Annotated in this window: 28 protein-coding genes; 13 read left to right on the top strand and 15 right to left on the bottom strand. The window is 63.4% G+C overall.

Annotated features, from left to right (window positions below):
* Positions 1–5: 5 nt before the first annotated feature.
* Entirely contained in the window at positions 6–233 is a 228-nt protein-coding gene (gene rpsR / locus CUV01_RS01060; protein WP_085867363.1) for a 30S ribosomal protein S18, read from the bottom strand.
* A gap of 12 nt (positions 234–245) precedes the next feature.
* On the bottom strand, positions 246–608 hold the full coding sequence (rpsF, locus tag CUV01_RS01055) for a 30S ribosomal protein S6 (RefSeq protein ID WP_101458854.1): 363 nt from the start codon (positions 606–608) through the stop codon (positions 246–248).
* Between the two features lie 318 nt (positions 609–926).
* On the opposite strand from rpsF, the gene CUV01_RS01045 reads away from it, so the two are divergent.
* From CUV01_RS01045 to CUV01_RS01020, 6 genes are all read left to right on the top strand, one after another.
* Positions 927–1,511 carry a YceI family protein gene (locus CUV01_RS01045; protein WP_101458852.1) on the top strand — a complete coding sequence of 195 codons (585 nt, stop codon included), beginning with the start codon at positions 927–929 and terminating at the stop codon, positions 1,509–1,511.
* Positions 1,512–1,666: 155 nt separating this feature from the next.
* Positions 1,667–2,806, top strand: a complete 1,140-nt coding sequence (locus CUV01_RS01040; RefSeq protein ID WP_232962384.1) for a Hint domain-containing protein — start codon at positions 1,667–1,669, stop codon at positions 2,804–2,806.
* A 112-nt stretch (positions 2,807–2,918) separates the two neighbouring features.
* Positions 2,919–3,881: an agmatinase gene (gene speB / locus CUV01_RS01035; protein ID WP_101458851.1), complete on the top strand. Its 963-nt coding sequence runs from the start codon at positions 2,919–2,921 to the stop codon at positions 3,879–3,881.
* Between the two features lie 160 nt (positions 3,882–4,041).
* Positions 4,042–5,094: a peptide chain release factor 1 gene (gene prfA / locus CUV01_RS01030; protein ID WP_101458850.1), complete on the top strand. Its 1,053-nt coding sequence runs from the start codon at positions 4,042–4,044 to the stop codon at positions 5,092–5,094.
* Entirely contained in the window at positions 5,091–5,945 is an 855-nt protein-coding gene (prmC, locus tag CUV01_RS01025; protein ID WP_232962382.1) for a peptide chain release factor N(5)-glutamine methyltransferase, read from the top strand. Before prfA ends, prmC begins: the two co-directional genes overlap by 4 nt.
* A 238-nt stretch (positions 5,946–6,183) precedes the next feature.
* Positions 6,184–6,867 (top strand): DUF4167 domain-containing protein, encoded by a 684-nt coding sequence (locus CUV01_RS01020; protein WP_101458849.1) that lies wholly within the window; start codon positions 6,184–6,186, stop codon positions 6,865–6,867.
* A 137-nt stretch (positions 6,868–7,004) separates the two neighbouring features.
* On the opposite strand, the gene rsmA is transcribed toward CUV01_RS01020, so the two are convergent.
* The 6 genes from rsmA to lptF are packed head-to-tail and all read right to left on the bottom strand — an operon-like array spanning position 7,005 to position 14,731.
* Entirely contained in the window at positions 7,005–7,856 is an 852-nt protein-coding gene (gene rsmA, locus CUV01_RS01015) for a 16S rRNA (adenine(1518)-N(6)/adenine(1519)-N(6))-dimethyltransferase RsmA (protein WP_101458848.1), read from the bottom strand.
* A gap of 52 nt (positions 7,857–7,908) precedes the next feature.
* Entirely contained in the window at positions 7,909–8,874 is a 966-nt protein-coding gene (gene pdxA, locus CUV01_RS01010; protein WP_101458847.1) for a 4-hydroxythreonine-4-phosphate dehydrogenase PdxA, read from the bottom strand.
* Between the two features lie 10 nt (positions 8,875–8,884).
* Positions 8,885–10,141, bottom strand: a complete 1,257-nt coding sequence (locus CUV01_RS01005) for a peptidylprolyl isomerase (protein ID WP_232962378.1) — start codon at positions 10,139–10,141, stop codon at positions 8,885–8,887.
* A gap of 32 nt (positions 10,142–10,173) precedes the next feature.
* Entirely contained in the window at positions 10,174–12,489 is a 2,316-nt protein-coding gene (locus tag CUV01_RS01000; protein ID WP_232962373.1) for an LPS-assembly protein LptD, read from the bottom strand.
* A complete protein-coding gene (lptG, locus tag CUV01_RS00995; protein WP_101461765.1) occupies positions 12,486–13,595 on the bottom strand; it encodes an LPS export ABC transporter permease LptG in 1,110 nt (369 codons plus the stop codon). Before lptG ends, CUV01_RS01000 begins: the two co-directional genes overlap by 4 nt.
* Entirely contained in the window at positions 13,592–14,731 is a 1,140-nt protein-coding gene (lptF, locus tag CUV01_RS00990; RefSeq protein WP_101458845.1) for an LPS export ABC transporter permease LptF, read from the bottom strand. Before lptF ends, lptG begins: the two co-directional genes overlap by 4 nt.
* Before the next feature lie 106 nt (positions 14,732–14,837).
* Between lptF and CUV01_RS00985 the strand changes: the two genes are divergently transcribed.
* Positions 14,838–16,454 (top strand): leucyl aminopeptidase, encoded by a 1,617-nt coding sequence (locus tag CUV01_RS00985; RefSeq protein WP_101458844.1) that lies wholly within the window; start codon positions 14,838–14,840, stop codon positions 16,452–16,454.
* Between the two features lie 78 nt (positions 16,455–16,532).
* A complete protein-coding gene (locus tag CUV01_RS00980) occupies positions 16,533–16,982 on the top strand; it encodes a DNA polymerase III subunit chi (protein ID WP_101458843.1) in 450 nt (149 codons plus the stop codon).
* Positions 16,983–17,021: 39 nt separating this feature from the next.
* Here CUV01_RS00980 and CUV01_RS00975 read toward each other — a convergent pair whose 3' ends face one another.
* Complete coding sequence (locus tag CUV01_RS00975; protein WP_101458842.1) at positions 17,022–17,603, bottom strand: retropepsin-like aspartic protease family protein; 582 nt, start codon at positions 17,601–17,603, stop codon at positions 17,022–17,024.
* Positions 17,603–18,214, bottom strand: a complete 612-nt coding sequence (locus CUV01_RS00970; RefSeq protein WP_101458841.1) for a MarC family protein — start codon at positions 18,212–18,214, stop codon at positions 17,603–17,605. The genes CUV01_RS00975 and CUV01_RS00970 overlap by 1 nt, the downstream gene beginning before the upstream one ends.
* A 161-nt stretch (positions 18,215–18,375) precedes the next feature.
* Between CUV01_RS00970 and CUV01_RS00965 the strand changes: the two genes are divergently transcribed.
* From CUV01_RS00965 to CUV01_RS00950, 4 genes are read left to right on the top strand one after another with little or no spacing between them, the layout of a single operon-like run.
* The gene (locus tag CUV01_RS00965; RefSeq protein ID WP_101458840.1) at positions 18,376–18,618 is read left to right on the top strand and encodes a twin-arginine translocase TatA/TatE family subunit; all 243 of its coding nucleotides are present in this window, start codon (positions 18,376–18,378) and stop codon (positions 18,616–18,618) included.
* 19 nt (positions 18,619–18,637) lie between these two features.
* On the top strand, positions 18,638–19,105 hold the full coding sequence (tatB, locus tag CUV01_RS00960) for a Sec-independent protein translocase protein TatB (RefSeq protein WP_101458839.1): 468 nt from the start codon (positions 18,638–18,640) through the stop codon (positions 19,103–19,105).
* A gap of 1 nt (position 19,106) precedes the next feature.
* The gene (tatC, locus tag CUV01_RS00955; protein WP_101458838.1) at positions 19,107–19,985 is read left to right on the top strand and encodes a twin-arginine translocase subunit TatC; all 879 of its coding nucleotides are present in this window, start codon (positions 19,107–19,109) and stop codon (positions 19,983–19,985) included.
* Positions 19,982–20,821 carry an ATP-binding protein gene (locus CUV01_RS00950; RefSeq protein ID WP_101458837.1) on the top strand — a complete coding sequence of 280 codons (840 nt, stop codon included), beginning with the start codon at positions 19,982–19,984 and terminating at the stop codon, positions 20,819–20,821. The genes tatC and CUV01_RS00950 overlap by 4 nt, the downstream gene beginning before the upstream one ends.
* Positions 20,822–20,837: 16 nt before the next feature.
* On the opposite strand, the gene hisG is transcribed toward CUV01_RS00950, so the two are convergent.
* The 3 genes from hisG to hisS are packed head-to-tail and all read right to left on the bottom strand — an operon-like array spanning position 20,838 to position 24,054.
* The gene (gene hisG / locus CUV01_RS00945; RefSeq protein ID WP_101458836.1) at positions 20,838–21,512 is read right to left on the bottom strand and encodes an ATP phosphoribosyltransferase; all 675 of its coding nucleotides are present in this window, start codon (positions 21,510–21,512) and stop codon (positions 20,838–20,840) included.
* Entirely contained in the window at positions 21,506–22,573 is a 1,068-nt protein-coding gene (locus CUV01_RS00940; protein ID WP_101458835.1) for an ATP phosphoribosyltransferase regulatory subunit, read from the bottom strand. Before CUV01_RS00940 ends, hisG begins: the two co-directional genes overlap by 7 nt.
* A complete protein-coding gene (gene hisS, locus CUV01_RS00935) occupies positions 22,570–24,054 on the bottom strand; it encodes a histidine--tRNA ligase (RefSeq protein ID WP_101458834.1) in 1,485 nt (494 codons plus the stop codon). The genes CUV01_RS00940 and hisS overlap by 4 nt, the downstream gene beginning before the upstream one ends.
* A gap of 49 nt (positions 24,055–24,103) precedes the next feature.
* Between hisS and CUV01_RS00930 the strand changes: the two genes are divergently transcribed.
* Complete coding sequence (locus CUV01_RS00930; RefSeq protein WP_101461764.1) at positions 24,104–24,310, top strand: SlyX family protein; 207 nt, start codon at positions 24,104–24,106, stop codon at positions 24,308–24,310.
* A 23-nt stretch (positions 24,311–24,333) separates the two neighbouring features.
* Here CUV01_RS00930 and purF read toward each other — a convergent pair whose 3' ends face one another.
* Both purF and CUV01_RS00920 read right to left on the bottom strand, forming a co-directional pair.
* On the bottom strand, positions 24,334–25,818 hold the full coding sequence (purF, locus tag CUV01_RS00925) for an amidophosphoribosyltransferase (RefSeq protein WP_101461763.1): 1,485 nt from the start codon (positions 25,816–25,818) through the stop codon (positions 24,334–24,336).
* A gap of 149 nt (positions 25,819–25,967) precedes the next feature.
* Complete coding sequence (locus tag CUV01_RS00920) at positions 25,968–26,567, bottom strand: CvpA family protein (protein ID WP_101458833.1); 600 nt, start codon at positions 26,565–26,567, stop codon at positions 25,968–25,970.
* Between the last annotated feature and the right edge of the window lie 16 nt (positions 26,568–26,583).

The following is a 26,583-nucleotide window of genomic DNA, read 5'->3' as shown; positions in this document are numbered from 1 at the left end:
CCTCCTTATTTCACGGCGTAGGGCAGCAAGGCCAGGAAACGCGCGCGCTTGATGGCACGAGCCAGCTCACGTTGCTTCTTGGCCGAGACGGCGGTGATCCGCGAGGGCACGATCTTGCCACGCTCGGAGATGTAACGCTGCAGCAGCCGCGTGTCTTTATAGTCGATTTTCGGCGCATTCTCACCCGAGAACGGGCAGACCTTGCGACGGCGGAAAAACGGTTTGTTCGCCATGGATCAGTCTCCTCAGTTCCGGTCACGACGCTCGCGGCGGTCGCCACGCTCGTCACGTTTCTGCATCTGGATCGAGGGGCCTTCCTCGTGCGTGTCGACCTTGATGGTCATCACGCGCATCACATCGTCATGCAGGCGGGCCAGGCGTTCCATTTCATGCACGGCATCGGACGGTGCGTCCGTGCGCAGAAAGGCGTAGTGGCCCTTGCGGTTCTTGTTGATCTTGTAGGCGAGGGTACGGATACCCCAATATTCGTTCTCTACGACCTTGCCGCCATTATCGGCCAGCACGGTCGAGAAATGTTCGATCAGCCCTTCGGCCTGTGTGTTAGACAGGTCCTGACGAGCGATCAGCACATGCTCATAAAGCGGCATGGCGATCCTTTCTCTTCTCAAGATGCGCTTCAACGGCGGGTATCCAGCCTTCCGCGCCCCGCCACGAGAGGCTGCATCGGTTTCGCAAATCTGCGGAAGGATGCGGCCTTATAGCGGCAATTGCTGCGATTGCAAGGTGATTCCCGCGGCGCGGCAGGGGCGCGCAGGGTTCCCGCGCGCACCGCACAGGCGATGTGCGCTGTGGCACCGAATTCCTGCGGCGCGGGGGCTGAAAATTTGTTATTGACCGTTGCAAATACAACGATCACCATTTCCTCGGGGCGCGTGCCCCTTGGTCTAAACAGGAAGAAGATAATCATGAAATTCGCTCTGACGACCGCAGCAGCACTTGCCGCCTTCGCCATGCCCGCCGTTGCACAGGAAACCACCGTCTGGAACCTTGACCCCAGCCACAGCCAGATCGTGTTCGAGTACAACCACCTGGGCTTTTCGACCACCACCGGCATGTTCAGCGGGTTCGAGGGCGTCATCAATCTGGATGAAGCCGAGCCGCAGAATTCCTCGGTCGAGGTCAGCTTTCCCGTCCGCACCATGCTGACCGGCTGGGAAGAGCGCTTTACCCATTTCATGTCCGATGATTTCTTCGGTGCAGCCGAAGGCGATGATCAGATGGTGACGTTCACATCGACCTCGGTCGAGCTTGAGGACGAAGACGAAGCCAAGATCACCGGCGATCTGACCCTGAACGGCATCACCAAGCAGATCGTGCTTGAGGCAGAGTTGAACCAGCGCGGCGATCATCCCGCCTCTGGCAAGCCCACGATGGGTTTTGACGCGGAAACCACGATCAAGCGTTCGGAGTTTGACCTGGGCATGTTCGTCCCGGCAACCAGCGACGAGGTCGAAATCAACATCTCTGTCGAGGCGATCAAAGCCGAATAACCGACACGATCACAACCGATCCGTATTCGGGCGCGCAGAGGTCATCTGCGCGCCCGTTTATTTATGTCGAAGTATCAGTAAATTTATGGCGAAGTTTCTCGCTGCAGGTTATACGCCCGATCTTGTGCAAGGTGTTTTTGTAATGGGGTGTCGCTATGCCTGATCAAACGATCCAGATTTACTCGGTCGGTAGCATTCCGATCTTTCGGACCGACAATGGCAATTCGCTGCAAGGAAACAACCCGCTGAGGAATGCGGTGAATGGCGACGCCTTTTCGTGGCAGAACCCCAGCAATGTCGCGCTGACTTTTGACGCACCCAATGCTTCGATCACGTTTGATGAAGCCGGCGATGTGCTCAACAGCGCGCCCGTCAACGGCAATACCGTCACCGACCAACTGCTTAGCCAGCCGACGACAATTGATGGTGTGACATACCAACCCGGCAATAGCGATATTCTGTGGCAATCGGCGGTCTATGTTCGCGCTGAATTCTCGGTTACGCTGTTTGACGGCGCGGGCAATGAATACACCATGCTGGGCGTTTCCATTGTCGAGGGCTATACCATCCGCGTCGCCGGCGTGACCTTCATCGGTGATCCGCCGCCCCCCGGAACGACGCTGACCTATATTCAGGGCCAGTCCAGCTTTGGCGGCAGCCCCGAGGTTCCTTTCAGCGCCATCTGCTTTTCCGCCGATGCGCTGATCATGACCCAAGTCGGTGAAATCCGCATCGGCGATCTGCGCAAGGGGATGATGGTTCAGACCCGTGACAACGGGTATCAGCCAGTGCGCTGGATCGGTTCTCGCAGGGTTGGCGCCGGTGAACTGGCCATGTTGCCGCGTTTGCGTCCGATCAGGATCAGCAGGGGCGCGCTTGGTGCGGGAACGCCGTCGCGCGATCTGGTCGTGTCCCCGCAGCACCGCATTCTGGTTCGCTCGAAAATCGCGCTGCGCATGTTTGGCGCGGCGGAAATTCTGGTCGCGGCGAAACACCTGCTGGATATCGACGGCATCGATGTGGCGCAGGACCTGTCGAACGTCACCTATGTCCATATCCTGCTGGATGACCATCAGATCGTTCATGTCGACGGTGCCGAGGCCGAAACCCTTTATACCGGGCCCGAGGCGCTGAAAACGCTGAGCGCGGCGGCACGGCAAGAGATCTGCTCGCTTTTCCCGCAGATGGACGTCGCAAGCGCAGGATTTCCCCACGCCCGCCAGGTTCTGTCAGGCCGAGAGGGCCGCAGCCTGGCGGGGCGACACAGCAGGAATCGTCAGCCTCTGGTGCAGTGACAGGCGGTGTGAGGGCCGTTTGGTCTTGCCGTCGTCTTTATGATGCGATGTGATCGACGCGAGGCGCGGTCTTGATGGCTGCGGGTGCGAGATATCGTCGGGGGTGCAGAGCATGTCGCTGGAAGACGCTAAAAATCAGGTAGATCAGGCCTTTACACGCGAAAAATGGCGCGGCCTCAGCTTTGAGAATGCCTTTGGTGGTGCGACCAGTTTTCTGCGCCGCCGTTACAGCAAGGACCTTGCGGGTGTGGATCTGGCGGTCACGGGCATTCCCTTTGATCAGGCCGTCACCAACCGTCCCGGCGCCCGCTTTGGTCCGCGCGCCATCCGCGAAGCATCGACCCTGCAACCCTATGATCCGCCCTATGGCTGGGGCTATGATCCGCTGTCGCTGTTGAATATCGTGGATTATGGCGATCTGGCCTTTGACTATGCCAATACGCGCGATGTGCCAGGCCGGATCGAGGCGCATATCGGCACCATCATGGATGCAGGCGTTGTACCGGTGACGTTGGGAGGCGACCATTTCGTGACCTTGCCGATCCTGCGCGCGGTGGCGGCACGACGCGGCCCGGTGGCCCTGATCCAGTTTGATGCGCATTCCGACACCTGGGTCGATGATGATCCAGAGCGGATCGACCACGGGACGTTTCTTTACAAGGCGATCCGCGAGGGTGTGGTTGATCCTGCGGCCAGTGTCAGCATCGGTATTCGAACCGACAATCCCGATACGCTTGGCGTGACCATCCTTGATGCGCCCTCGGTTCATCAGCTTGGTACGGATGCAACCCTGGCCGGTATTCGCAAGGTGATCGGTGATCGGCCGGTCTACATCACCTTTGACATCGACGCGCTGGACCCGGCATTCGCACCCGGCACTGGCACCCCGGTCTGGGGCGGGCTGGCCAGCTGGCAGGCAGCGGCGCTGCTGCGGGGTTTGGCGGGCATCGACCTGATTGGCGGCGATGTGGTCGAGGTTTCACCCCCCTATGACTACACGGGTGCGACGGCCATTGCCGGGGCGCATGTGGCGATGGAATTGATCGCGCTATGTGGCTGGAACCGGCGCGGCTGAGCGCGAACGGCGCCGTCGATATATGCGTCCCGCGATGGCCGGGGGGCTTTTGCAGCCCCCCGGACCCCCCGCAGGATATTTGCGTGAAGAAGAACTGCGCTTTTCTGCGCGATGCGGTTCTGTCTTGCCCGAGACCGCCCGCGCAGGTAATCCCCGCCCCATGTTGCCCGAAGAGCGCCTCAGACAGATTACGGAACGTTTCGAGTTTCTCGAAGCACAGCTGAACGCGGGCGCGGCACCTGACAGGATTGGTGCGATCAGCCGGGAATATGCCGAGTTGAAGCCTGTGGTCGAGGAAATCGCCGCATGGCGGGACGGCCGTTCCGATCTGGTCGATGCGCGGGGGATGCTGGCCGATCCTGAAATGCGTGAACTGGCAGAGGACGAGGTTGAGCGGCTTGAGCGCGCGATCCCGGCGCTGGAACAACGTTTGCGGATCGCCCTCTTGCCCAAGGATGCCGCTGATGCCCGCCCGGCGCTGATCGAGATCCGTCCCGGCACCGGCGGTGACGAGGCGGCGCTGTTTGCGGGCGATCTGTTGTCTATGTATCGCCGTTACGCCGAGGCACAGGGCTGGCAGTTTCAACTGCTGGATCTGACCGAAACGGAACTGGGCGGCGTGAAAGAGGCCATTGCGCGGATCGAGGGCGAGGGTGTCTTTGCGCGGTTGAAATACGAATCCGGTGTGCACCGCGTTCAGCGTGTGCCCGAAACGGAATCGGGTGGCCGCATTCACACGAGCGCAGCAACTGTCGCCGTGCTGCCCGAAGCGGAAGATGTCGATATCGATGTCCCCGCAGGCGATATTCGCATCGACACGATGCGCGCCAGCGGTGCGGGTGGGCAGCATGTGAACACGACCGATTCGGCGGTGCGCATCACCCATCTTCCGACCGGAATTGTCGTGACCAGCTCCGAGAAATCGCAGCACCAGAACCGGGCCAATGCGATGGCTGTCTTGCGTGCGCGACTTTACGATATGGAACGTCAGCGGGCCGATGCCGAACGGGCGGCGGACCGGAAATCACAGGTCGGCAGCGGTGATCGCAGTGAACGGATCCGGACCTATAACTTTCCGCAGGGTCGGATGACCGATCATCGGATCAACCTCACGCTTTATTCGCTGGATCGGGTGATGGCCGGTGACCTGACCGAGATCATCGATGCGCTTGTTGCAGATGATCAGGCAGCAAAGCTGGCCCAGCAGGAATGAGCGCGCCGACCGGCATGCAACTGTGCCTGGACGCGCAGTCGCGATTCGAGGCGGCGGGGATTGCCGATGCCTATAACGATGCAACACGCCTGTTTCTGCACGCGCTTGAGCAATCCTTGGGAAAAAGAGTGCCTCGCCACCAGCTTGCCCAGCATCTGAAACAGCAGGCCCCCGCGGAATTGAGTACAGCCTTTGCGTCGATGGTTGCCGCCCGCGCCGCCCGCCAGCCGGTCAGCCAGATTATCGGCCGCCGCGCCTTTTGGGAACACGAGTTTCAGGTCACGCGCGAGACGCTGGACCCGCGCCCTGAAACAGAAACGCTGGTCGAGGCAGCGCTGGCGCGGCCCTGGCAGAGCGTATTGGACATGGGAACCGGCACCGGCGCGATCCTGATCTCATTGCTGGCGGCCCGGCCTGACGCGACCGGGCAGGGCACCGATATTTCCACAGCCGCGCTGGATGTGGCGCGGGCCAATGCAGCGAAAATTGGCGTCACCGCCACGTTTACCCGGGCGGATTGGTATGCGGGCGTCGAGGGACGCTTTGACCTGATCGTGTCGAACCCGCCCTATATCGCGCTGGATGAGATGGCCGGGCTGGCCCCCGAAGTGCGAGACTGGGAGCAGGCATCCGCGCTGACGGATGGTGGCGACGGTCTGGCGGCCTATCGCGCGATTGCGGCGGGCGCGCGTGCGCATCTTGCGCCCGGAGGCAGTGTGCTGGTTGAAATAGGGGCAAGCCAGGCCCCGGCGGTCAGTGAGCTCTTTGCCGCACAGGGTGCTGTGACTGATGTGCTGCGTGACCTCGACGGGCGGAATCGCGTCATTTCTGCGGTATTTCCGGCGAAATAACGCCATAATTGCTGTGGTTGGCAATAAATTGTTCACTTTGGACTTGTAACAGCAGGGGCAGCATGTTTATTCGGTCTTGTGACGGGGGCGCAGCGCGCCAACGCACGGGTCAGCCTGACAAGACATAACGCTGAATAGGGTATCTGCCCTGCCTTGATAGGCAAACAGTGGCGCAGATACTGACGGGCGGCCCCAACCAAATCCAGACCGACAACTGGAAGCACTGACAGACAGATTGATGAGATCATCCAAATCCCGATCACGTAATAAGTCGAACCGCCAGCGTTCGTTGGGCAATGTCGTTAACCGGGTCTTCGATTCGTCGGGACCCGAAGGCAAGGTTCGCGGTACGCCGCAGCAAATCATTGACAAATATCTGACACTCGCCCGCGATGCGCAGCTGTCGAATGACCGCGTGGCAGAGCAAAGCTTTCTGCAACATGCAGAGCATTATACCCGGATGCTAGGCGAAGCACTGCGCGAGCAGGCAGAACGTCAGGCACAGCATCAGCAAAACAACAATAATAATAACAACAATAACAATCCGCATCAGAACCAGCGCAATTCCGGCGATGAGGATGGGCGCGGTGGCAACGGAGGTCCACAACAACAGGACCCGCAGTCACAGAATGCCGAGCCCAACCAATCCGAGGATCGTCACCAGCAGCGGGCGCCGCGCGACGAACAGAACGCCTCGCAGGGCGGTCTGCCCGATGCGGTCGCGTCTGAGGACGAGAAGGATAGCGGTCTGGTCGAGACGCCCGAGGCCCAAGCCAAGCCCAAGCCAAAACGGACGCGTGCACCACGCGGTGAAGGGGCTGCGACGCGGACGCCCGCGGCACCCCGTAGCCGTCGCAAACCTGCGGCCAAGGATGGTGATAATGCGGTTGGCAGCGCGCCAGAGGCCGCGCCGGGCGAATAATCCGCATTCCAGGCAGAGATGATCGCATGGCGGGCCTTTTTGCGGCCCGTCTTGCGTTTTTGGGGGGCGGGTTTTTCGTCCACTATCGCACCATAGGCGCGATCTTTAACGTGACCTTTGCGATGCCGGTGCCGGGGTCAACGGCCGGGATTGCGTTCCAGCAGCCGTGCCAATGCACAGAACCGCGCCAGGTCGATTTCCTCGGCCCGTGCGGTGGGCTTGATTTCGACCTGCAGCAGCATTGCCTCGATGTCGGGGTGCAGACCCCGCAGCGAGGCGCGCAGCATCTTGCGGCGCTGGTTGAAGGCGGCGGCGGTGACGCGCGACAGGACCGCCGGGTCCGCAGGATAGCGGGGCTGGGGCAACGCGGTCAGTTGCACGACGGCGGAATGTACCTTGGGTGCCGGCACAAAGGCCTCGGGCGGCAGGGTCATGACGATTTGCGCATCAGCGCGCCATTGCGCCAGCAGCGCCAGCCGGCCATAGGCCTTGCTGCCCGGTTTGGCCACGATCCGTTCGGCGACCTCTTTCTGGAACATCAGGGTCAGCGATTGCCAGAAGGGGGGCCATTCGGGCGGCGTCAGCCAGCGGATCAGCAATTCGGTGCCGATGTTATAGGGCAGGTTGGCGGCGATGCGGATCGGCGCTGTCAGGTGCTCGGACGGGTCGATGGCCAGCGCGTCGCCGTGGAGAATGGTCAGGCGACCGGGATAGGCCTCTGCGATTTCGTGCAAGGCGGGCAGGGCGCGGGCATCCTTTTCGATGGCCAGAACATGCCGCGCCCCTTCGGCCAGCAAGCCGCGTGTCAGCCCGCCCGGGCCGGGTCCGATTTCCAGCACATCGGTGCCGCTCAGATCGCCGGCCTGCCGCGCGATCTTGGCCGTCAGGTTGAGATCCAGAAGGAAATTCTGCCCCAATTGCTTTTTTGCCCGCAGATCATGGCGGGCGATGACATCACGCAGGGGAGGCAGGTCGTCGATCGCGCTCATGATATTGCGATCCCCTGAAAACACGCGCCTGTTCTGCTGGTTGACGTCAGCCTCATCTGCGGCCAGCCGCCATGTCGCGGGCCATGGTCAGGGCGGCGATGGTCGAGGTGGGGTCGGCCTTGCCGGTGCCTGCGATGTCAAAGGCTGTGCCGTGATCGGGCGAGGTGCGGATGAAGGGCAAACCAAGGGTGATATTCACACCGCCGGCGAAATCCAGCGTCTTGATCGGGATCAGTGCCTGATCATGATAGGCGCAGATGGCGGCATCGTAGCGCGCGCGGGCCGGAGCGTGAAACATGGTGTCAGCGGGCAGGGGGCCGGTAATGATCAGCCCTTCGCCGCGCAGGCGGTCCAGCAGCGGCCCGATCCAGTCGCTTTCCTCGCGGCCCATCCGGCCACCTTCGCCAGCATGGGGATTGATCCCCGCGACGGCGATGCGCGGCGCGGCGATGTTGAATTGCGCGATCATCGCGGCATGGGTGATGCGGATGGCCTGTTCCAGCGTTTCGGGCGTCAGCGCCGCTGGAACCAGCGAGAGGGGGATATGGATCGTCGCAGGCACGACGCGACAGGGCGGCGAAACGGTTGTTGAACTCAGCATCATCGCCACCGGCACATCGCCCGCCAGATGCGCCAGATATTCGGTATGGCCGGGATAGGCGAAACCCGCGCCCTCCTGCAGAGCCTGCTTGTTGATGGGCAGGGTGCAGATCGCGCTGGCCTGTCCGGCCATGACCAGATCGACGGCGCGGGCGATAACGTCGATGACGCCCTCAGCATTGGCGGGATCGGGCTGGCCCGGTTGGTTCGGCGCGGTGAAATCATGGCGCAGAACGGGCAGGCTGCCCACTGGCACCGGATCGCCCGGTGCTTCGATCGGGGTCCAGTCGGTGCCGCAGGGCAGGTGGCGTGGATCGCCCAGATAGGCGAAATCGACGCCGCAGCCCGCCACCTTGGCGGCCAGTTCTGGGCCGATGCCGGCGGGCTCACCGCAGGTCAGGATCACCCGGTCGATCATTGAGCGCTCCTCAGGGCCGGCGGATCACCGCATCAGCATGGAGTTCGGCCAGATAGGCATTGGCCATGGCGTTGATCTTTTGGTTCAGCAGTGACTGGCGCAGGGCTTCGCGGTCGGGCAGGGCATTGGCGTCGGGCACTGCCGCCTCGACCCCGTCCTCGGCTTCGGCGGTCACCGGGATATCGGCCTGAGACTGCGCCAGCAGCGCAGGTTGGCGCGAGCACAACATCAGCACGTCGACCGCACCGCCCATATTGATCTGCGTTGTCTCATCGGCATCCAGCGAGGCCAACTGCGTGGCCACCAGCGTCGGAATGGCGTTTTGCGACAGGGTCTGGCGCAGGGTCTGGCCATTGCCGCGCGCCTCGAGATCGGCGCAGGTGTCGACACGGGCGACGACATTTGCTGCATCCTGCGCGGACGGTACGCGCAGCGTTGCGTAATCCAGCACCTGTTCGGTTGCACCGGGGCGCAGCGTGCCCTGCGAATCGCGCAAGTAGAACAACACCACCGCACCGGGGACGGTCAGGGGTTGCGACGCCTGGCCTGGCCGCAGCGCCTGAATGATCGGGCGCAGGGTGGGCGGCAGATTGTCCAGCGCCACCCAGTCCAGCCGACCGCCTTGCGAAGCCGACGGGGTGGCCGAGAGGCGGCGGGCGGAATCGGCAAATGCGGCCTCGCTGGTGGCATTGGCCGCGGCCTGCCGCGCGGCGTTCATCGCGGCCTCTTCCTGACCCGGAGGCGCGGGAATGATGATTTCCGACAAGAGCACCCTGTCGATGATCGGTGTCTCGATCTCGCGCTTGAAAGCCTGATCGATCTCAGAATCGCGCACCTGCACGCCGGGAACGATCTGCTGGCGGATCACCTCGCGCCAGACCACGCCGGCCTCGACGAAATCACGGAACGCCTGACGTTCGACCCCGGCCTGACCAAGCGCATCAATAAAGGACAGCGTATCCAGATTGGCACGACCGGCGAATTCGGCCAGACCTTCGTTCAGCGCCTCTTCGCTGACGGTGATGCCCAACCGGCGCGCGGCCTGCATCCGCAAACGGTCCTCGATCAGGGCCTTTTCGGCGGCCTCGGGTGTGGCGCCGGGCGCGTTCAGCAGCTGCATAAAGCGGATGCGCTGGTCGACCTCGTACCGGGTGACCGCCGAGTCGTTGACATAAATCACCGGCTCGAAAAGATTCTGCGCCATAAGGGGGCTGGCCATCATCAGCGTCGTTGCCAGTGCCAGGCCGGAAAGAAAATGCCGCATCATCTGCCTCTGAATTCTTTGCGTTTGGCGCGACACTAGCGCATGCAGGATCGCCGCGCCACTGTGCCGGGACCGTCTTTCTGTCGGCCAAAGCCGCCCAGTCTTACCGAAAGGTCGAAATCGGTCTGCGCATCCAGCATGTCCGATGTCGAAAAGCGCCGTTGCACACCCATATCCAGGGTGATGCATTCGTTGCGGTAGGTCAGGCCCAGTTGCGCGTTCTGGGCGCGATCGGCGACGAAATCATAGCGTGTTTCGGCCGTCCCCCACAGCCCCGGCGCGACCTGCCAGCCAACCGAGGCCGTCAGTTCCGAGGCGTCGATGGCGCGGCTTTCGCCTCGGTCACGGTCAATCCAGAGATAGCCCGCCGAGAGCTGCAGATCGGGCCGCACCCACCCCAGACGCAGCTCGTTTCGCGAAAAGTTGAAGCCGTCGTCAAACAGCGCGCGATTGGCGACGGCCAGACCGTTCGGACCAGAGTAATGCGCGGCCAGCAGCCAGTCGGAGCGGCGACCTGCCAAGGGCGAATCGGGTGCAAATTCGGTTGCCGGATCCGCGCGAAAGACCCGCCCGCCCGTGACGCCAAGCGACCAGCCCGTCGGGTCCATGCGGGTCCAGCTAAGGCCGACATTGGCACGCAGCCCGGTTTCCTTGACGTCCCAGCCCGGAAAGCGATTGTCGCTGAAGAGGTTGCCCTCGTCGAACTCGATCAGCCGGCTATCCTCGTTGGGGGTATCGCTGTCTTCGTCGCGCGGTGAATACAGCAACTGAACCACAGGCTCGACCAGATGCGTCGCGCCACCGGACTGGCCCATCAGCGGCCAGCGCAGTTCGGCGCCGATGCTGGGGGTCACGCGGGTCACCACGTCGTCATAGCTGCTGTCCTGAGCGATCCGGTAGATATCGGCGTCCAGCCCGACCAGCGCCGCGCCAACCACGCCGCCGGGCAGGATCTGACTGCGCCGCCAGTCCAACCCCATAGAGCCACGTGCCACGTCGCGGCCATCCATATCGGCGGATGAGGGACGCCGATGCGCATGCAGCGACCATTCCAGCAGCGCCTCGCCGCCGATCAGCCCGGGCTCGAAACGGCGCAACCAGATCACATCGGCCACCTGAGCGGGCGAGGTGGCGTCGTCTTCGTCCTCGCGCATCGATTCGTAATTGCCCACGCGCGCGGCCACCAACTTGTCACGGCGCACCCGTTCCAGGGTCACCCCGCTCCACAGGCGGTCGGCGTCGGTGACGTCGTAATCCAGCAGATAGGCCCGGTCCGAGGCCGTCTGCACCTGCACCCCAAGCCGGTAGTCGCGGGGCAAATCAATGCGGGCCGCCCCGAACAGATAGCCGCGTGTTTCGCCGCGCTGGATGTCGTCGCGGCTGATCGCGCCTTCCAGTTGCAGCGCGCCATTGCTGAAGGCCTGGCGATACCGCGCCTCCAGCGTGCTGGTGCGGCTGGCGGCCAGATAGGGGGTCAGCGTCAGGTCGGCATGACGGCCAAGGGTGATGAAATAGGGGATCTTGATGCCGAATCCCAGATTGGAGGTCGTGCGCAGCTGTGGCCGCAGAAAGCCCGTGCGCCGTTCGACCGTCGGGTCGGGCGCGCTGATGGTAAAGGGCAGACCGCCCACCGGCAGGCCGAAGGCGCGAAATTGGGGATGTTCGAATGTCAGTTCGCGCTGCTCGGCATCATGGGTGATCGAGCGCGCACGAATTTCCCATAGCGGGATCGGGTTTTCGGCACAGATCTGGCAGGATGATGCCACCACTTGGGTCAGCCGTGTCATCCGACCGCCGCCGGTGCGCTGCAATTCGCGGGCGGCCAGCTGCAACTCTCGTGCGATGACCAGCCGCGCGCCGCGGATGATGCCGTCCTGCAGCTTGCGGTCCAGTTGGGCCGAATCCGCGATCAGGGTGGCCTCGGCATCGGTGCCGGCCTTGCCCGGTTCGGTCAGATGGATCGGACCTTCGATGGTCAGATCGCCGGTCGCGCCCTCGACGATCAGCCGCGAGGCCACCAGCCGCGTGCCCTGATACCAGATCACGACACCGCCTGCGGCGATCAGGGTCCGGTCACCCTGCAGAACGATATTGTCGGCCAGCACGGTTGCCGCGTCGTCAGGTGCAGCACCAGCGGGCGTGCCGGTCAGTGTCACATCCGCCGTGGAGGCCACGGTTTCGGGCGCGGTCGAGGCCAGGGTGCCATCTGCCAGCGGCGAGAAGTCCAGCATCGGTGCGGTCGGCGCCAGGGCCGGGCCGCTGCCAAAATCGCCGCTGTCCTGCGTGCGCCCCGGCTGTGGCAATGCCAAGCCAAGCGCCAGTCCCGCAACGATTGCCAAACGCGTTCTCATCCGTCCTCCCTTTGCAGCACCAGCGCCAGCGCCAGCAGTGCAGCCACTGCCGGTGGGGCCCATGCCGCAATCCAGGGCGCGACCTGCCCGCTATCTCCCAGAACCTGCGCCAGATTGCGCAAAAAGAAAACGCCAATGCCGGCGCCAAAGGCCAAAAGCACCGCGACCCCGGTATTTCGGCCACGCACATGGCGCATGGTGAATGCCGCTGCGATCACCACCATGGCCGCCATCAGGAAGGGCAGAGCAAGCTCTTGTTGAAACCATGTGCGGTGGCGCGTTGCAGAGAAACCCGCCCGTTCAAGCCCCGCGATAAAGGCCGGCAACTGCCAGATCGGCACCGCATCGGGCCGACCAAACCCTTCGCGGATGCGCTGTGCAGTCAGTTCCGAGGGCAGGGTAAGCACATCGCTGCTGCGCGCGGCTGCCTGGGGGTTGGGTTCGGTCAGGGGATAGTCGGTCACGCCGCTCAACTGCCATTCGCCCGGCAGCAGCACTGCCTCACGCGCCTCTATCCGCCGGATCGGACCGGCCTCGGTCGCGAAGATGATGAAGGTGGCATCATACAGCGTGGCCGCGTCCGGGCTGGCCCGACCTGCGCGGATCATCAGCTGGCCGTCCTCGTTGGTCGCGTCGGAAAGACCCTGACGCAGCCAGACGGCGCTGTCGCTCAGGCTGACGGTCTGGCTGTTGTCGCGTTCGATATTGGCCGCAGCCGTATCGAACCGACTGCCCGTGGCCGCGACAAAGGGGTTCATCAGCGCCACCGCCAGCGCCCCGATCACAAGCGCCGTTAGCACCGGCGCGATCAGCGTTTTCAGTGCCGAGCGGCCCGAGGCGCGGATGGCCACCATCTCGGAGGTGCGCGCGAGCCCCAGAAACAGCGCGATGCCCGACAAAACGGCGATCAGCGGCAGAATGGCGTAGAAGCTGCCGGCGATATTCAATCCGGCCAGACCCGCCGCGCCCGCCAGCCCGACGCCGTCATCGGAAAAGCGCCGGATCATCTCGATCATTTCGATCAGGAACAGGATCAGCCCGAACACGCCGCCGATCAGCAGAAAGCTGCGAAGGAACCGTCTTGCGATATAGAGCGACATCGTCATGGCGCGGCCTCCGTCGTCGCAGCCGCCCGGCGCGGTTTGCGCGCGCGCCCGGCCAGCCAGAGAAGCAGCAGACACAGCCCGGTTCCGGCCAGCGCGGGAATGTAGAGCAGGGGCCAGCGCGACGGATCGGACGCCGCCTGATTGGCGGCAGCGTTGGTCAGGAACTGCACCGCGATCAGCCCGACGATGGCCCAGACCACCTGCCGCCAGACACCAAATCGCGAATAGCCGCCGATCAGCAGCGTGGCAAAACCGATCATCGCGGCGATGGGCGACAGCAGCGGTTGGGCAATCCGCTCATGCGCCTCGACGCGCGCTCGTTCTGGGGTGGCGCCTGTCGCTGACAGCAATTCCTGATCGGGGTCCAGCAATCGAAGGGTGGCGTAATCGCGCAGGTCACGCCCACGGGCACTGCCGCCCGCGATCATGGCGCCGATGTCATAGCTAAGCTCTTCGAACCGGGTCACGTCCAGCCGGCTGTGGTCATCGCCGAGATGTCGCACCTGGATCATGCCCTTCAGCATCACCAGAACCGGCCCGGCTTCACCGCGTACGACCAGCGCCTCTTCGGCCGTATAGGATGCCTGCCGCGCGGGATCGCGCGCATCCTCGAGGAACAGATCCAGCAACCTGCCATCGCTGGCAATCGAGCCGATGAAAATCGTCACACCATCCGATGGGTATTGAAAAACGCCGGGGCGCAGGAATTGTGCGGTGACGTTCTCGGCCAGTTCGGCCTGGCGGTCTGCCAGTTGCGCCCGTGCCGCAGGAACAAGCCCGTGGACCAGCACCGCCACCATCAACCCGACGAAGAGGCCAAAGATCATGATTGGCCGCGCCAAACGCCAGGGCGATAACCCTGCGGCCTGCATCGCGACCATCTCGGATTCGTTGGCCATCCGGTTGGTGCCATAGGCCGTTGCCGCAAAGGCCGCGACCGGCAGCACGACCGAGATCACCAGCGGCAGCGTCAGCGCGGTGAATTCCAGCACCACCAGGGCCGTTTGTCCGTCGCTCATCAACTGCTCGAACAGACTGACGGCGCGGTTGATCCAATAGACGGAAACCAGCACCAGCGCGAAAAAGCCAAACAATGTCAGCATTTGCGACAGGATATAGCGGTCAATACGGGGCATGGTGTCCTGAACGGGATCGGTTGACCCTGATTAGCGTCAAGGGCGGCTCTGGCCAAGGGGCTGCGGTAGGGCTAGGCTTTTGCGCAACCAGAAGTGAGGACCATCCATGACCCATCCCGTCGAGATCCAGTTCACCGAAGCCGACACGGACAAGATCCCTACCCATGACGGTCGAATCGCGGTCCTCGTGACGCCCGGTTCGATGCCGCGCCTGCCCGGTTTTTCCCGGCCCGCCCGCGATGCGGTGCGCCGCGCGATGAACGCGAAGGATGTCGGCAAGATGAAACCGGGTCAGGCGATAGAGCTGGCCTGGCCTGCCGGAATGGAGGCCGAGGCGGTTCAGCTGGTCGCCCTGCCCAATGGCGCAACGGTCGATGAGGCCCGCAAGGCCGGCGCAACCATCGGCGCGAAACTGGGCAAGACCCATACGCTGGTGCTGTCCGGCAATCACAAACGCGCAGCCGAGGTCGCGTTGGGGCTGGCGCTGCGGGGATATGATTTTGACGTCTACCACACCAAGCAGCAGGATGATGATGACGGTGCGGCGGGCGATGATGACGCAGGCGCCGTGCCGCAGACGCTGGCCGGGCGTGGCGGGCAGGGCGATGCCTTGCTGGGCGACGCACAGGGCGGCGAGAGAAATCCCGCCAGCGGCAGCGATGCCGATGCGCCCCAGCCCGAAAAGGCCCGCGTGACCTTCATGGCCAAGGACCCCGAGGCGCTGGCCAGCGCCGCGCGCGATGGCGCTGCCGTGGCCGAGGGCGTCTTTTTCACCCGCGATCTGGTGAACGAGCCCGCCAATGTGCTGACGACGACCGATTTCGCCAACCGTCTGGCCGCAATGGAAGAACTGGGCCTCAGCGTCGAGGTGCTGGAAGAGGCGGAACTGGAAAAGCTGGGTATGCGCGCGCTGCTGGCCGTTGGGCAGGGCAGCGAAAGCCCCTCGAAAGTGGTTGTCATGCGGTGGCAAGGCGGCGCCGAGGGCGAGGCCCCGCTGGCACTGGTTGGCAAGGGCGTCGTCTTTGACACCGGCGGCATCTCGATCAAGCCGGCCGCCGGCATGGAAGAGATGACCATGGATATGGGTGGCGCCGGCGTCGTGGCTGGCGTCATGCGCACGCTGGCGCTGCGCCGTGCCAAGGCGAATGTCGTGGGTCTGGTCGGTCTGGTCGAAAACATGCCCGATGGTCGTGCACAGCGCCCCGGCGATATCGTGAAATCCATGAAGGGTGACACGATCGAGGTCATCAACACCGATGCCGAGGGCCGCATGGTTCTGGCGGATGTGCTGTGGTACGCGCAGGATCGTTTCAAGCCTGCCGCGGTGATCGACCTTGCCACCCTGACCGGCGCCGTGATTATCGCGCTTGGCCACGAGAACGCAGGGATATTTGCCAATGACGACGCGTTGGCCGGCAACCTGCTGAAAGCCGCCAAGGCCGAGGGCGAGGGTGCCTGGCGGTTGCCACTGGGTCCGGGTTATGACGCGCTGATCAAGTCACGCTTGGCCGATATCAAGAACACCGGCGGCCGCGCAGCGGGCTCTATCACGGCGGCGCAGTTCCTGCAGCGGTTCATCCGCAAGGGTCAGGCTTGGGCGCATATCGACATCGCCGGCGTGGCACTGCCGCCTTCGGCCACCGATCTGGCGCCAAAGGGCGCGACGGGTTGGGGTGTGATGACGCTGGACCGTCTGGTTCGCGACAAGTACGAGACGGAATGATCGTACACCCCAATGCCAACGCAGCCCGTGTCAGGGCTGCGCGCTCAGCCCTCGAACTGGCCTAGGGGCGGGTGGGGCATGGGGAATGCGATGTTCTATCACCTGACCCGCTCGCCTGCGGAATCGCTGCTGCCGGTGCTGATCGACAAGTCGCTGCAGGCCGGCTGGCGGGTAGAGCTGCGCGGCACCGACCCCAAGCGCCTGTCGCGGCTGGATGAACGGCTGTGGATGGATGACGGTTTCATGCCGCATGGTCTGGCAGGCGGTCCGCATGACGCGCGCCAGCCCGTGCTGCTGACGCTGGCCAGCCAGCAGGCCGCGAATGCGCCGGCCTGCCTGATGGCGCTGGATGGGGCGGAGGTCGCGCCGGACGAATGCGCGCAATTACAGCGCGTCTGTATCCTGTTCGATGGCAATGATCCCACGTCGACCGAACGCGCCCGCGACCAGTGGCGCGCTTTGACGGGTGCAGGGGTTACCAGCGAATACTGGTCTGAAGAAGGCGGCGGGTGGGAGCGGAAACGTTAGTTTTATTAGTTGGTTACAGAAATAAAATCATCCAACATGTTAACGTTCAAGTATCAGCAGGTCGCCCTCGAACCCGACCCTCGCAAACCGGCGTAGGTAAGACATACCCAGCAACGAACCAGAGATTTCCGCACCGATTACCACGGCGGGGACATTGGTGTCGACGATGTCGCCGATGGCGAACTGCTGTATCGTGACAGGGGCGGTTTCGACCGTGCCATTGGCAGTCTCGGCCTTCCCGATATAGGCCAGATCGTCGGGGTCGAGGCCGATGCGCCGGGCATCCTCGGGCGACAGCGCGATGGAACTGGCGCCGGTATCGACGATGAATCGCACCGGCTCTCCGTTCGCCTCGGCGGTCAGCAGAAAATGCCCGCTGGAATCCATCGGGACTTCGATCCTCGTGCCGTCCTCGCTGACCATCTGACGCGGCGCGTTCCAATCCTGCCAAAGCCCGGCCAGAAAGATCACCACGCCAAAGATCAGGGCCCAAAGCGCCGCCATGCGCAGCGCCTGGCTGCCGCGGCCCGAAAATTCGATCGCGATCGCGCCGCCGATGAACAGCAGCAACAGCCCGTAATAGATCAGGCTGGCCCAGTCATCCGGCAGCAGATCCCCCATCACACCAATCCCGATCCCATGAGCCCGTCGATGATGAACTGGATCGACAGCGCCGCCAGCAGCATCCCCAACAGCCGTGTCACGACCATCGTACCCGTCCGTCCAAGCGCGCGCGCCAGCGGCCCTGCCGCCTCGAACAGGATCAGCGCCACGGCCAGCACCAGCGCCATGACCACCAGAATCAGCGCCAGATGACCCCAGCCATCGCCCTGACCAACCAACAAGATCATCGTCGCCAACGCGCCCGGACCCGCCAGCAGCGGTGTGGCCAGCGGAAAGACGGACGGGTCGTCGGCATCATCGACCGATTGGCCTTCGCGGCGCTCGGTCCGGCGCTCGAACAGCATGTCAAAGGCGGTGAGCAGCAGCAGAATGCCGCCGGCGATGCGAAAGGCAGACAGCGAAATCCCGATGGCGCCCAGGATCTGCTCGCCCGCCAGCGCGAACAAGGTCAGCAACACAAAAGAGATGCCAACCGCCCGCCAGCCGACCCGACGGCGTTCGGGCGGCTGCATGTCGCGTGTCAGCGCGATAAACAGCGGCGCCAGACCGATCGGGTCGATGACCACGAACAGTGTGACGAAGGCCGTGATATAAGGCGCGATATCCATGGCTCCTTATGGCGTGGCGCTGCCGTACTGCCAAGCAGGTCTTGTTCCGGCGTCGCATCGCCGCAGCCTCAAAATCACGTAATCGGGCTTTGCAATCGGCGGCCCGAGGCCCTAGATATTGCCCGCAGGCGGGCAACAGGCCCGCAATGAGGGAGCAGACAATGCTGAACAATATCGGCCTTCCCGGCCTTCTTCTCATCGCAGTGGTCGTGCTGGTTCTGTTTGGCCGCGGCAAGATCAGTTCGCTCATGGGTGAGGTCGGCAAGGGAATCACCGCTTTCAAACGCGGCGTCAAAGACAGCACCGACGAGATGGAGCGCGACCCCGATGCGCCGCGCGAAGTGTCCGGCGAGACCGCCCGCGACGTGACGCCGACCCCCGTCGAGACCAAGGACAAGGTCTGAGCCGCAGGAGCGATCCGCCATGCTGGACCTTGGCTGGAGCGAGCTTCTGCTGATCGGCGTTGTCGCGCTGATCGTCGTGGGGCCCAAGGATTTGCCACAACTGTTTCGCCAATTGGGGCGGTTCACCGCGCGTGCGCGGTCGATGGCGCGCGAATTTACCTCGGCGATGGACGACGCGGCAAAATCCGCGGACCTGGATGAGGCTGCCAAGTCCATTCACGAGGTCAAATCGCTGACGTCAAAGAAAAATCTTGGACTAGATGCGCTGGACCGTGCCGCGAACAAGTTCGAGAAATGGGATCCGATGAAGCCCAGTGAAAAAACCGGGCCAAAGCGTGATCCGGGCGACACTGCCCAACCGACCCCCGTCGCCGCAGCCAGCCCTGCGGCCGCCGATGCCGGGGACGCGATGGTGGCTGAAAAAAGCCCCGCGACCGGGCAGCGTCGAATTCACGCCGTTCGGCGCTCGGACATGAAAGACGACTGAAGTGGCCACAGCAAACCGCCCCGAGGATCAGATAGACGACAGTTCGGCACCGTTGATCGAGCATCTGGCCGAGCTTCGCACCCGCATCATCTGGGCGATTCTGGCTTTCATCGTGACCATGGTGGCGTGCTACACCGTGTGGAAGCCGATCTATAATTTCCTGACCCAGCCCATCTGCCGCGAGTTGGCAGAGCGCGGTCAGGATTGCCAGTTGCAGATCATCAAGCTGCAAGAGGGCTTTTTCACCGCGATCAATATTTCATTCTTCGGCGGTTTCGTCCTCGCGTTCCCGATCATTGGCTATCAGCTTTGGCGTTTTGTCGCGCCGGGGCTGTATCGCAACGAAAAACAGGCTTTCCTGCCGTTTCTTGTGGCTTCGCCCGTGATGTTCTTTCTGGGCGCGAGCTTTGCGTTTTATATCATCCTGCCAATGGCCTATGACTTTTTCCTCGGCTTTCAGCAGGGCCCGGTCGTCGCCACGACGGACGAGATTACGCAGACGCAACAGGTCGCCGGCATCGCCTTTCAGGGTTCGATGCAGGAATATCTTGGCCTGACGATGAAGTTCCTGCTGGCCTTTGGCCTGTCGTTCCAGCTGCCGGTCTTGCTGACGCTGATGGGCAAGGCGGGGCTGGCATCGGCCGAGGGGCTGGCCAGCATGCGTAAGTATGCGGTGCTGGGAATTCTCGTGCTGGCCGCACTGGTGACGCCGCCCGATGTGATCAGCCAGGTTGTGCTGTTCGTGGTGGTCTACGGGCTTTACGAGATCTCTATCCAGCTGGTGCGCCGCATCGAAAGAAAGCGCGAGGCGGAATTGCGTGCCCAGGGCCTGTGGGTCGAGCCGGTCGAGGACGAGCCCGAGGCCGAGACCGATAGATGAGTGACGCCCTGACCCGCATCGCCAAGGCGCTGGAACGCATGGCGCCCGTGCCCGCTGATCCGCCCAGCTTTACCGAGGCGACCGCCTTTATCTGGCAGCCCGATCCCGACCGACTTGACCCGGTAAGTGCCGTCAGCCGCGTCGATCTGGTGCAACTGATCGGCATCGACCGCGCGCGCGACATCCTGCTGGCCAACACGCTGCAATTCGCGCGTGGCGCGGCTGCGAATAACGCGCTGCTTTGGGGCGCGCGTGGGATGGGGAAGTCCTCGCTGGTCAAGGCTGTCCATGCGCAGGCGGTGTCCGAGGGCTTGCCGCTGATCCTGGTCGAGATCGCGCGCGAGGATCTGGGCTCGGTCGGACGGCTGCTGGCCATTCTGGGCAGTGCCACAGACAGACGCTTTGTGCTGTTTTCCGATGACCTGTCCTTCAGCCATGACGATACGCAGTATAAATCGCTGAAAGCCGTGCTGGATGGCGGTATTGCGGGGCGGCCCGAGAACGTGATTCTCTATGCCACCTCGAACCGGCGCCATCTGATGCCGCGCGACATGATCGAGAACGAACGCTCTACGGCCATCCAGCCCGGCGAGTCGGTCGAGGAAAAAGTATCGCTATCGGATCGTTTCGGGCTGTGGCTTGGCTTTCATCCCTGCGATCAGGATCAATATCTGGCGATGGTTCAGGGCTACTGCGATGCCTATGGCGTCGAGATTGCCAAAGAAGATCTGCGCGCTCAGGCGATTGAATGGCAGGCGACGCGCGGCGCGCGGTCGGGCCGTGTGGCCTGGCAATTCTTTACCGATCTGGCCGGGCGCAACGGCATCCGCGTCTGACGCGGCAAAGCGGCCTCTACTGCCCCAACCGATGCGCGAAGGCGGCAATCTGATCCGGCGCTGCCAGGCGGCTGGCAAAGAGGGTTGCCTGAGACTGCAGGATAGGCTGTTCATCCAGAATTTTCAGATGGTTCGCACGCAGAGTTTCGCCGCTGCTGGTGATGTCGGCGATGGCTTCGGCGGTCAGATTGGCAACCGTGCCCTCGGTCGCGCCCTGACTGTCGACCAGCCGGTAGTCAGCGACCTCATGCTGGGACAGCCAGGCGCGGACGAGGCGGTGATATTTCGTGGCGATGCGCAGGCGAAACCCGTGCTCGCGGTGAAAATCGCGGGTGATGGCCGCAAAATCATCCAGCGTCTCACAGTCGGTCCAGCCTGCGGGCACGGCCAGCACCAGATCGGCATGGCCAAATCCCATCGGCGCGATCTCGGTCACCATGCTGCGCCATCCGGCCAGCTTTTCGCGCACCAGATCGGTGCCGGTCACGCCCAGATCGACGCGGCCTGCACCGAGTTCGCGGGGGATTTCGCCCGCTGACAGCAGCACCAGTGACAGGTTGTCCGCGCCCTCGACCCGGCCTGCATATTCCCGGTCAGATCCACTGCGCGACAGTGTCACGCCGCGATCCGAGAACCAGTCAAAGCACTGTTCCATCAGCCGCCCCTTGGACGGTACGGCCAGTTTCAGCATGGCGCGGCCTCTAGCTCTGCGATCAGGCCGGGGCGGACAATGCCACCCACGGCGGGGATGGCACCGGCTTTGCCCAGTTGTGCCGTCAGCGCGTCATAGCGCCCGCCCGAGGCGATCGGTGGCCAGTCGGACCTGTCGGCTGCCGTGAAGCTGAAGGTGAAGCCGTCGTAATATTCCATCGTCTGGCGGCCGTGGCTGGCGTCGAAGTGCAGTCCGCGCGTGTCGATGCCGCGCGCGGCAATGGCGTCGAGCCGCGCGGCCAATCGTTCGATTGCGGGCTGGATCGCCGGGATGTCATCGCTCAGACGCGCCAGATCATTCATCGCATCGGGTGCCGGGCCGGCGATGGCAAAGAGCCGCGTCAGCCGGTCGCCCCATTCGGCAGGCAGGGGCGCGACATCGGCATCTGCGGCCAGTCGGTCCAGCCGGGTCTGAATTTCATCCATGCCGCGCAGCCCGGTCAACGGTGCCGCCGAGGGCGCGAAGGCGCGTGCGGTCGATGGCGCGGAAAACCGGGTCAGCAATGCGGCAAAGCGCCGAGGGCGCCAGATGTGGTGCAGCAGCGCATCGCGGCGCGGCGCGGGCAGAGGCAGGGCGCGCACGGCATCCATCAACAGGCCCATATCGCCGATCGCCGGGCTGAGCCCATATGCATCCAGCAATCGGTAAAACAGCGCAAAGACCTCGGCATCGGCGTCAGTATCGCGGCTGAACAGTTCGAAGCCTGCTTGCAGATATTCGTTGTCGCGTGGCTGATCGGGCCGGGTTTCGCCGGGATCCTGCTTGCGAAAGATCTCGCCCAGATAGCAATAGCGCGCGGGTTCAGCGCCGTTTTCCATGTGCATCTGCACGACCGGTACGGTGAAATCGGGGCGCAGGGCCACCTCGCCGCGCAACGGGTCATCGGTCAGATAGGCGCGGGCGCGGATATCCTCGCCGTAGAGATCCAGCAGCGTCTCGGCCGGCAGCAGGATATCGGGGGCGACCTCGACGGCACCCGCGTCGCGGAAGGCAGCCAGAAGGCGCTGGCCGACCAGTTGTTTCTCGCGTTTGCCGGTCATCCCAGTATGCGCCTGACTTCGGCGACAAGCTGATCGCGCGGGACCTCGGTCTGGGCGGGCTGGGCCTTCCATTCCTCATGGCTGGCCTCGGCTGCGATACGCGCGCCAAGGACCAGATCCTTGATCTGGACAACGCCGCGTTCGGACTCGTCCCCGCCCTGGATGACGGCGACGGGCGATTGACGTTTGTCGGCGTATTTCAATTGGTTGCCAAAGTTCTTGGGGTTGCCCAGGTAGACCTCGGCGCGGATGCCTGCGGCGCGCAGTTCCGCAGCCATGGCCTGATAATCGCCCATCCGGTCACGGTCCATGACGGTGACGACGACCGGGCCGGCGCTTTCGCCGCCCGACAAGCCCTTGGCGCGCAGGGCCGCCAGCAGCCGGTCCACGCCGATGCTGACGCCGGTGGCGGGGACTTTCTGCCCGGTAAAGCGTTCGACCAGCCCGTCATAGCGGCCACCGCCCGCGACACTGCCGAATTGCCGTTTGCGGCCCTTTTCGTCGAGGATTTCAAAGGTCAGTTCGGCCTCGAAGACCGGGCCTGTGTAATAGCCAAGTCCGCGCACGATCGAGGGGTCGATAACGGCGCGATCCTCGGCCACGCCCATGGCGGCCAGCATGTCTGCGATCTGGGCCAGTTCGTCCACGCCCTCGGCGCCCATTTCGGAACTGCCAACGGCGTCGCGCAGATTGGCAAGTGTCGCGGCGTTGTCGTGGCCTTTCGAGGTCAGAAAGGCCAGCACCGGGGCTGCCTGCGCATCTGCCAGCCCGACGCCGCCGATCTCGGCGCCGCTGTTGTCCTTGCGGCCGGTGGTCAGCAGGGCCAGCACGCCATCGCGTCCGACCTTGTCGAATTTGTCGATCTGGCGCAGGACATCGTCGGCCTGATCGGGGCGGATTTCGGCGGTTTCCATGATGCCGTTCAGGACCTTGCGGTTGTTGACCCGCACGAGGTAATCGCCGCGCGCGATGCCGACGGCTTCCAACGCGTCCACAAGCATGGCGCAAATCTCGGCATCGGCGGCCACCGATGCGCTGCCCACCGTATCGGCGTCGCATTGATAGAACTGCCGGAACCGCCCCGGTCCGGGCTTTTCGTTGCGCCAGACAGGCCCCATCGCATAGCGCCGGTAGGGACTGGGCAGATCGTTGCGGAACTGCGCGGCCACGCGGGCCAGGGGCGCCGTCAGATCATAGCGCAGGGCCAGCCAGTCGCCTGCCGTGCCGCCGCCGGGAACGGCCTCTTCCTGCCATGCGAACACGCCCGCATTGGGCCGATCCACATCGGGCAGAAACTTGCCCAATGCCTGAACCGTCTCGACGGCACTGGTTTCCAGCGGATCAAAGCCGTGGCGATGGTAGACGGCGGCAATCGCATCCAGCATCTGCTTGCGTTCGGTCACGTCAGCGCCGAAATAGTCACGAAAGCCCTTTGGCGTTTCCGCCTTGGGACGGGGCTGCTTTTTTTGATCTTTTGCCATGATGATCGCCTTTGGCCGGTCCGTGGCTGCTTTACCGGAGGGGACCGGCATGGACAAGCGCAGCGAGGCCTTGGAAGAGGCGATGGCCCATCTGACCCGTGTGGTGGATGACCTGTCCGAGGTGGTCGCACGGCAGGACGCCGAGATTGCGCGGCTGACCCGGCGGGTCGAGGCCCTGCTGCGCGCCGCCGCCGAGCGAGAGCTGGATGCCGGTGGATCGGTGCCTGTGGCAGATCAGCGCCCGCCGCATTGGTAGGATCGCCGCAGGCCGGTGCCGGGCTATTCTGCGGCGTGCGCGGTCTCAGAGCCCTGTTTCATGCGGAAACCACGTTCCAGCTGATCGAAGGGGGCGACCGGATAATCGCCTGAAAAGCAGGCGTCGCAATATTGCGGATTGTCAGCGTTGCGTCCGCGCGCCTCGCCCACGGCCCGGTAAAGACCGTTCAGCGATACGAATGACAGCGAATCGACGCCGATCCATGTGCGCATTTCCTCGGTTGTCATCTGCGCGGCCAGCAGCTTTTCACGATCAGGTGTGTCGACACCGTAAAAACAGGGCCATGCCGTTGGCGGGCTGGCGATGCGGAAATGCACCTCGGCGGCGCCGGCATCGAGGATCATGTCCTTGATCTTGCGACTGGTGGTGCCACGCACGACCGAATCGTCGACCAGCACGACCCGCTTGCCCGCGATGAGCGAGCGATTGACGTTCAGCTTGAGCCGGACGCCCATATTGCGGATCTGTTCGCTCGGCTCGATGAAGGTGCGGCCCATATACTGGTTGCGGATGATCCCCATGCCGTAGGGGATCCCCGATTCCTGCGCGTAGCCGATGGCAGCCGGGGTGCCGCTGTCGGGAACAGGGCAGACCAGATCGGCCTCTACCGGGGCCTCGCGGGCCAGTTCGACGCCGATCTGGCGGCGCGTTTCATAGACCGAACGGCCGCCGATGATCGAATCGGGGCGGCTGAAATAGACATGCTCGAAGATGCAGAACCGACCTGTCGAGGGACCAAAGGGGCGGCTGGATTCGATCTTGCCCTTTGAGATGACGACCATCTCGCCCGGCTCTATCTCGCGGACGAACTCTGCGCCGATAATGTCCAGCGCGCAGGTTTCCGACGCCAGCGCAAAGCCGTCATCGCCGATCTTGCCCAGGACCAGCGGACGCACGCCCAACGAGTCGCGCACGCCGATCAGCTTGGTGCGGGTCATGGCGATGACGCTGAAGGCACCCTCGACGCGGCGCAGAGCGTCTTTCATCCGTTCGGGAATGTTGCGCTGGATCGAGCGCGCCATCAGGTGAATGATGCATTCGCTGTCGGATGAGGATTGAAAGATGCTGCCGCGCTCGATCAACTCTCGGCGCAGCGCCGCGGCATTGGTGATGTTGCCGTTATGGGCGATGGCGCAGCCACCCATGTGAAACTCGCCAAAGAAGGGCTGCACGTCGCGGATCGCGGTATTGGCCTTGGTCCCGGCGGTGGAATAGCGCACATGGCCAATCGCCAGCGGCCCGGGCAGCGTGTCCATCACGTCGGATTTGGTGAAATTGTCACGGACATAGCCAAAGCGATGGGCGCTGTTAAAGCCTTGCCCGGCATCATGGGCGACGATGCCGCCGGCCTCTTGTCCGCGATGTTGCAGGGCGTGCAGCCCGAGGGCCACGAAACTGGCGGCTTCGGTCACGCCGGTGACGCCAAAGACGCCACATTCTTCATGCAGGCGGTCCGAATCGAACGGATGGGCCAGGAAAGGTTGCATCTGGGTCATCTGCTTTCCGGGGTTTTGCGCGGGTTCGTTCGCTATGTAGGGGGGCACCGACCAAAAGTCACGCCCCCGCGTGGTGACGGGGGCGTGATTTTGTCATTGGCCTGTTACCAGGACCGGGCCGAGCCTTTGATCAGCCTGGCTCAGTTGCTGGCTGGGGGCGTCTGGGTTGCGTCAACCTCGGTGGCGGTGCCGCCGCAGCTGCCGACCAGTTGCTCGTAGCGGCTTTCGATCCAGCCCGGTGCATCATCCGGCAGGCTGTCATTCATCTGATTGCCGAGGCGTGCAAAAACCTGCGCAGAGCGAGAGTTGTCGACCATGGTGACGCCCTCGGTGGTGATCACTCGATCATAGATGATGAAGGCCACCGCGACCAACAGCACCCCGCGCGCCACGCCGAACAGGAAGCCCATGCCCTGATCGACGCCGCCTAGCGCAGAGCGCTGCACCACTGACGAAAACAGCGGGGTGATGATCGAAAAGACCACCAGTGCCAGTGCAAAGACCACGGCAAAGCCCGCGATCATGCTGAGTTCGCAATTGTCGCCCAGAAAATCACGCAAAAACGGGATCTGCGCGATCAGCGGGCGCATCGTGGCTGCGAACAGAAAGGCCAGGATGGCCGCACCGATCCAGCCCAGAATGGCCAGTGATTCGCGCACGAAGCCGCGCGAATAGGCCAATATGGCCGATAGAATGATAACCGCGGCAACGATGCCGTCGATGAGGGTAAAGCCGTCCATTTATCCTGCCCTTGCG

This window comes from Paracoccus tegillarcae (genome assembly GCF_002847305.1).
Taxonomy (GTDB): domain Bacteria; phylum Pseudomonadota; class Alphaproteobacteria; order Rhodobacterales; family Rhodobacteraceae; genus Paracoccus; species Paracoccus tegillarcae.
Note: the sequence above shows the minus strand (reverse complement) of the source record. Positions and strands in the feature narration are given on the sequence as shown.